The sequence below is a fragment of the Robinsoniella sp. RHS genome, from assembly GCF_001029355.1.
GTDB classification, from domain to species: domain Bacteria; phylum Bacillota; class Clostridia; order Lachnospirales; family Lachnospiraceae; genus Robinsoniella; species Robinsoniella peoriensis.
In genome coordinates this window covers 1-5,873 of sequence record NZ_JNGB01000186.1, presented here as the reverse complement: position 1 = coordinate 5,873, position 5,873 = coordinate 1, and the positions used below count along the sequence as shown (strand labels likewise).

Genomic DNA, 5,873 nt, shown 5'->3' with positions numbered 1-5,873 from the left:
TCTTCTGGCATAAAGCAATAGCATTTTTCATTTCATCCTCTTCCTGTAAAAGAATGCCTTTTTGTAAACTTTTTCATTACGGCGGAGGAAACATTTTGGTAAATAGGAAGTTCATTCACAAGCCCCTGTATCTGCCGGTCCTCCGGAAGCAGTCCAATTCCATACTGCAACGCATCAATGGGGGTACGGATTTTAACGTCTTTTCCTTCCAGTTTAATGGAACCGGAATCTGGTTTCATAATACCAAAGATGTTCTGACATACTTCTGTCCTTCCAGCGCCAACAAGTCCTGTAAGTGCCAGTATTTCCCCTTTTCGCACCTGAAAGGAAACATTTTTAAAGTAACCTTCTTTTGACAGGTTTTCTATTTCCAGTACAACATCTTCGATTTTGGAGTTTTTGGTGGGGTACATCTGACTTAGTTCACGCCCTACCATTTCTGCTATCAGCTTCTGATTGGAGATTTTGTCCACATCCCAGCTGCCTATGTACCTGGAATCCCGGAATACCGTAACCCGGCTTGCCAACCGATACATGTCTTCAAATTTATGTGTAATAAATATAATGGATACGCCTTCATCTCTTAAACGTTCCGCAATCTGGTACAGTTGTTCGCATTCTGTTCTGGTTAAAGATGCGGTAGGCTCATCCATAATCAGAATGCGTGCATCTCTGGACAGCGCCTTTGCTATTTCTACCAGCTGCTGCTGGGCTACACTGAGAGCTCCCATAGGTTTGCTGACATCAATTTCTCCGCTGAGCGGCAGAATCAGTTCTTTCGCTCTTTGGGTCATTAGCTTCCAGTTATACAAACCAACTTTATTTTTGAGCTCCTGACCCATAAAAATATTTTCAGTCACCGATAAATCAGGAAATGCAGTTACATGCTGGTAGATAGCTGCAATTCCCAGCTTGGCGGAGTCAGCAGTGGAGCGCAGGGTGATCTTTTCACCCTCCAGAAGCATAATACCGCTGTCCGGTTGATGAACCCCGGTTATGACTTTAATAAACGTAGATTTACCGGCTCCATTTTCGCCCATAAGAGCATGTATTTCACCTCTCTTAAGTTGAAAGTGAACACCATTCAATGCTGTTACTCCGCCGAAGGTTTTTACAACGTCTTTCAACTCTAAGATAAAATCATTCATCATTATTCCCCTTTCCCTTATTAATTTTTTGTGGTACTGTGTGTTGTGATCGTTGTGATAAGCATATACTACCCCGATTTTTTTGTTTTTCAATATCAAAAATTGTTTTTCTGCTATCAAAAGTTGTTATTTTGGACTATCTTACTATTATTTTTGAAAAAATAAAGGATTTATTATATAATTTTTAAATGAATGTTAACGCATGACGAAAAAAGTTAACAATACAGTTTTTTATTGGAGGGTCTTCATTGTGATATTACCTAAAAGAAATTTACCGGATCATTACACAAAAAGAACAAATCTAATTTCCCACCAGACAGAGAGCCTGCCATTCTATGTAAAAGAATGTGGATTCTGCAATGAAAAAAAATTTATTCTGGGAAATGCAAATAACTATTATGATTATATATTATTATATTCCGTTTCGGGAGTTGTCCGGTTCACAAAAAACCAAAGCACCCAGTATATCTACCAGGATAATGTCGTAATTTCTTCCTGCAATACGCCGCTTACATTCACCCGTACAAGTAAAAACTGGGAATATTTCTATATTATAATCCGGGGTACACATGCAAAACTATATTACAATCTGGTGAGAAATAAGTCCAGTATAATCCCAACCGACAGACTGAGCAGCATTCTGGACCTGTTTTTAGAAATGAGCCAGATAACCTTTAAGAAAGAAGTTCTGGATGATATGCAGGCAAGCCTGATTATACATAATATTTTTTTTGAATTGTATAAAATATCCAACAGTATTTTAGAAACCAAAAAGATAACACCCGTACAGGAGACAGTAGTAAATCTTTCCCTGAAATATATAGCCGGTAATTATAAAAATGATCTGGATGTGGATACGATCTGCAACGAAGTAAGCTTTTCAAAATATTATTTTTGCAAGCTGTTTAAAGATCATATGGGAATGACAATACACCAGTACGTAAACGAATACCGGGTTAATAAATCAAAAGAACTACTGACTTACTCAAAATTGTCCATAAATGCAATAGCAAAGTCTGTGGGATTTAAGAATACGCTGACATACAGCAGATGTTTTGAGCGGTTTACGCATATGACGCCAAGTGAATATCGGAAGAATTTTTAAGAAATTAGATCTAATCATATATAATAAGATGCATATTTAAAAAATAATAAACATAGTAAATTTTAATGATAAAAATATTGTCAATTAGTGTCCCGTATGCTATACTTCTCGGTAAGAGCAATCGTGTTGCGGGGTGATGTTGACCTTCATTTTACATAGAATGGAGGTGATGTCTATGAAACATTTCGATTTCAAGGATTTAATGGCATTTGGAATGTTTATTATAGGATTACTGACGTTCATTTATATGATCTGTCATTAATGAACATAGAAAAACCACCCTGAAACTTTTGACCAAGCGAACGGGTGGTTTTTCTTACTCTAAATAAGGTCAACCCACCTTGTGGGCGGTTGCTCTTTATGTGTTTAATATAGCATATAGTATTAGAAATTTCAAGATAAATAATGGTAATTATAATAATTAGTTTATTTTATCTAGTGATGATATCATCTATATCAGGAAGCTGAGGCAGTTGCATGTAAGGTATGCAAATGTCCACAATTGTTCCCTGATTCTGGTAACTTTCTATTGATAAACCATAATCTTTTCCATAGTAACTCTGAATACGCTGATGTACATTACGGACGCCAATTGAGTTGTGGTTGTCTTGTTCTACGAATTCTAATTTTTCTGATTCTAATGATTTTCTAATTAACTGCAGTTTCTCTTTTTTAATCCCGGTACCGTTATCTGCGACTAAAAAGTGTAGAAAAGAGCTATCTAAATTAGAGCTATCTAAATTAGCGCTTACACTGATATAACATCCACACTCTTTTTCGGAAAAGCCATGATCAATAGAATTTTCCACAAGTGGCTGAAGTATAAATGCAGGTATTTCCAGTTCATACAACTCTTTAGGAATGTTACAATCAAAGATGAATTTGTCAGGAAAACGTATTTCCTGGATGGTTATGTATCGGTGTATCTGGGCAATTTCTTCTTCCAGCCGGACAATAGGTACTTTTTTTAAGTTATAGCGCAATAAATCCGACATACACATAGAGATCGTTTTTATCTCAGGGACGTTATGGATATCTGCCAGCGATTTTATAACATTTAAAGTATTATATAGGAAGTGATGGTTTATTTGTGACTGAAGCATCTGTATACGCATCTGCTGCTCATTTAAACGTATCGTATAATTTTGTTTTATGCTTTCAGTCAGGCGTTGATTTAAATGATTAAAACTGGTGACAACTTTTTTTAATTCCTGATTTGAAATAGTACCATCAACAGGTATCGAATTATAGTTGGTGGAGTCTCTGGTATCTATTTCTTTACAGAGTATTCTGATTGATTTTGTCAGGCTTCTGGATAATAAGAAGGCCAGGATTAGCCCAAACAGTACAGTGATGCATAAAATTCCCAAATAGCTTAAAAGATTGCCGGCATATGCCTGACGGATAATGGAATCATCCATGAAATGAATAATGTGCCATCCGGTGGTTTTATTGAAACAACCGTTAACCAGATAATTATTTTTATTAATTTTAAGGTTTTGCGATAACATGCCTGTATCCTGTGAGATAGAAGTACTGATTTTTTTTAGACTTCCGGTAAGGGTATTTCCACTGTTTTTGTTGTAAAGATCTTTGTTTGTAGAATAGATCAAGTCTCCGTGTTCATTGTAGAATAGCATCGTGCTGTTATTTGAGTTAGCTGATGCTAAAACATCTTCAATGGAGTTAAAATTAATACCAATATACAGAGCTCCTATTTCTTTATTTGTATAGGGATCATTTAATATTTTTACCATTGGAAGTATATTTTTGTAGATGCTGCCGGTATATTTAGAGTCCTGAATGGGTCCAAAATAAGTAAAGTGATTGGAATTTCTGGCTATATCAGACCATTCTTTCATATTTTCCAATATTTCGTCCTCATACTTTGAGTTTAATATATTGTAATTGTAAGTATAGTTATAGCGGTTCAGGAAAAGGCAGGAAATCACATTTGGATTCATACGGTTTGCCTGAAGGAGCTGGGTTTTCATCATGGTTGAATCTTTTGCATAGGATAGATAGTCATCTTTATAATTAGTAATAAGAGCTTTACGGACAGCATCATTTAACAGCGGGAGATCTGCAATCTTTGTCGCGTCAGTGAGCAGAGTATCCAGTGTCAGATTTGTTTGGTTTGTAATGGTTTTTAAAGTTTGGCTGTAATTATCATTCAGGTTATTCGCGGTCCGGTTGGCAGTAATAATACCCATCATGATAGGCGGTAGAATTACTAAGATCAGGCATGCCAGAAAAATCTGTGTCCGGTAGGTCATATTTTGTATTTTTTTCATGTTGTTTACTCCTTAAGCTGATATGATGGCTGCAATGCTGGACCTGATGTGGGTCAGATTAATATATTTAAAAACAGTTAACGGTGAAGACGTTTTAAGGATTATAAAATATGTCATTGATTATAAATGAAACTTATTGAGATTACAATAAAATTGTATTAATGAACATAAAATAAGTTCAGAATCTAAATATATTCATATATTTTACCTAAGTAATATTCTATTTTTAAATAATATCTTCGTATATAATGTACATTACACAAAGGTTTTATAGAAAAAAGGAGGAAAATTATATGAATAAAGCAGAACGAGTAAAGGCAGTCATAAATAATGAAATACCGGATTATGTACCGGCAGGTTTTTGGTTTCATTATAATTCCGATTATACGGTACAAGAAATGGCTGAGGCACATCTTGAGCTGTATCGCAGTACAGATATGGATATTATAAAAATTATGCAGGATTATATGTATCCAATTGAGGGAAATATCCAGTGTGCGGATGACTGGTACAAGATTAGGGTAAAAGGAACAGATTCTTTAGAATTTCAAAAACTTCTGGCTGTAATTAAAATCATTAAAGAGAAGGTTGGGGATGATGTACTTATTTTCCAGACAATGTTTGGTCCATTCAAAGCAGCGTCAATTGCTTTTGGGGATGATGTTTTGATGAAGTATGCGAAGGAAGATCCCAAGGCAGTTGCGGCAGGAGTTCAGATTATTGCTAATGCACTAAAAGAGTGGGCGAAAGGATATTTGCAGGCCGGAGCAGATGGAATTTACTATTCAGCACAATTTGCAGAGGTTGGAAGATTTTCCAGAGAGGAGTGGGAGAAACTGGTACGTCCTTTTGATCTGCAGATACTGAAGGCAGCGTCTGACATGGAGAATAAGTATAATATTTTACATATCTGCGGTGAGCCTGAATACAATTTTGAAACTCATGTAGACAGATTCAGGAATTACCCTGCAGATCTGATTAACTGGTCTGTGAAGGATAACGGGTATAGCCTGGAAAGAGGGAGAGATTATTTTCAAAAGCCAATCCTGGGAGGTTTGAATAATAAAGGTAACATTTTAACCGGACCGAAAGAAGAAATAGAAAAAGAAGTAAAGCAGGTTATAGACAACTTTGGTACGAAAGGACTTATGATAGGTGCAGATTGTACAATACAGGGAGAAAATATCAGTATGGAATACATAAAGACCGCAGTGGATGCGGCTCATAACTATAAATTATAATAAACAAGGGGGTTTACAATATGAAAAAAAGATTGGCATTGGTATTATGTTCGGTTATGGCAATTATGAGTTTATCAGGATGTGG

4 protein-coding genes are annotated in these 5,873 nt (G+C 35.8%); 2 read left to right on the top strand and 2 right to left on the bottom strand.

Annotated elements, in window-relative coordinates; translation table 11 throughout:
- Positions 1–32: 32 nt before the first annotated feature.
- Positions 33–1,151 (bottom strand): sugar ABC transporter ATP-binding protein, encoded by a 1,119-nt coding sequence (locus RHS_RS27905; protein ID WP_395023617.1) that lies wholly within the window; start codon positions 1,149–1,151, stop codon positions 33–35.
- Positions 1,152–1,398: 247 nt separating this feature from the next.
- Here RHS_RS27905 and RHS_RS27900 point away from each other — a divergent pair, with 247 nt between their 5' ends.
- Entirely contained in the window at positions 1,399–2,253 is an 855-nt protein-coding gene (locus tag RHS_RS27900; protein WP_027295436.1) for an AraC family transcriptional regulator, read from the top strand.
- A 431-nt stretch (positions 2,254–2,684) separates the two neighbouring features.
- Here RHS_RS27900 and RHS_RS27895 read toward each other — a convergent pair whose 3' ends face one another.
- A complete protein-coding gene (locus RHS_RS27895; RefSeq protein ID WP_047835026.1) occupies positions 2,685–4,547 on the bottom strand; it encodes a sensor histidine kinase in 1,863 nt (620 codons plus the stop codon).
- Positions 4,548–4,840: 293 nt separating this feature from the next.
- Between RHS_RS27895 and RHS_RS27890 the strand changes: the two genes are divergently transcribed.
- A complete protein-coding gene (locus RHS_RS27890) occupies positions 4,841–5,788 on the top strand; it encodes a uroporphyrinogen decarboxylase family protein (protein ID WP_047835025.1) in 948 nt (315 codons plus the stop codon).
- The last annotated feature ends 85 nt before the right edge of the window (positions 5,789–5,873 follow it).

What these genes read in the sequence shown, in the direction of transcription:
- RHS_RS27890 (WP_047835025.1), top strand. Translation starts at nt 4,841, where the DNA reads ATGAATAAAGCAGAACGAGTAAAGGCAGTCATAAATAATGAAATACCG.
- RHS_RS27895 (WP_047835026.1), bottom strand. Translation starts at nt 4,547, where the DNA reads ATGAAAAAAATACAAAATATGACCTACCGGACACAGATTTTTCTGGCA.
- RHS_RS27905 (WP_395023617.1), bottom strand. Translation starts at nt 1,151, where the DNA reads ATGATGAATGATTTTATCTTAGAGTTGAAAGACGTTGTAAAAACCTTC.